The following is an 802-nucleotide window of genomic DNA, read 5'->3' as shown; positions in this document are numbered from 1 at the left end:
CCATGCCGTCCTTCATCTCGACCAGGTTCGAATAGGGCGGAATGCCCATGACCTGATCGGCGAAGCTGATCTTGAGCACCAGCACGAAGGGCAGGGCGAAGAACAGCGCCAGCCAGATGAACGGCACGCCGATCACGGTGGTGCGGCCCGAGGGCACGAAGCGCGCGAAGAAGCGCCCCAGCGCACCGCGCTTGACCGCGCCATGCGGTGCGGCGGAAGTAGAGGGAACGGAACTCATTTAGGCATCCTCCTCATCAGGCCGTGAGCACGACGCCGCTGGACGGCGACCACGAGACATAGACATCGTCGTTCCAGTCTGGCGCGCCTTCGTTCATCAGGTGCGAGCTGGACAGGTTCGAGACCACCACCTTGCCGCCCGGCAGACGAACGTGATAGAGCGAATAGCTGCCCATGTAGGCCACATCGGTGACCACGCCGCGCGCCCAGTTGTTGGCGGTGCCCGGCTTCTCGCGCGTCACGCGCACGCGTTCGGGGCGCACCGAAATGCCCACCGGCATGCCCAGCGGCCCGGTCACGCCGTGGCTCACGTACATGCGCGTTTCCAGATCCTCGCTTTCGACGAAGATGTGATCGGGTTCGTCCTCCACGACCTTGCCTTCGAACAGGTTGGTCGAGCCGATGAATTCGGCGGAGAAGCGGCTGTTGGGGAATTCATAGACTTCGCTGGGCGAGCCGATCTGCACGATGCGGCCTTCGCTCATGACGGCGAGGCGATTGGCCATCGTCATCGCCTCTTCCTGGTCGTGCGTGACCATCACGCAGGTGACATCGACCTTTTCGA

1 protein-coding gene and 1 pseudogene are annotated in these 802 nt (G+C 63.3%); both read right to left on the bottom strand.

Features of this window, described 5'->3' with window-relative positions:
- Positions 1–238, bottom strand: a pseudogene (locus F3J17_RS35925) (putrescine ABC transporter permease PotH); the annotation flags it as partial.
- A gap of 16 nt (positions 239–254) precedes the next feature.
- Positions 255–802, bottom strand: a 548-nt coding sequence (locus tag F3J17_RS35920) for a TOBE domain-containing protein (RefSeq protein WP_167070566.1), incomplete at its 5' end; no start/stop codon positions are given.

This window comes from Burkholderia sp. Ax-1719 (assembly GCF_011753055.1).
GTDB lineage: Bacteria > Pseudomonadota > Gammaproteobacteria > Burkholderiales > Burkholderiaceae > Paraburkholderia.
This window is presented reverse-complemented; position numbering and strand designations above follow the sequence as displayed.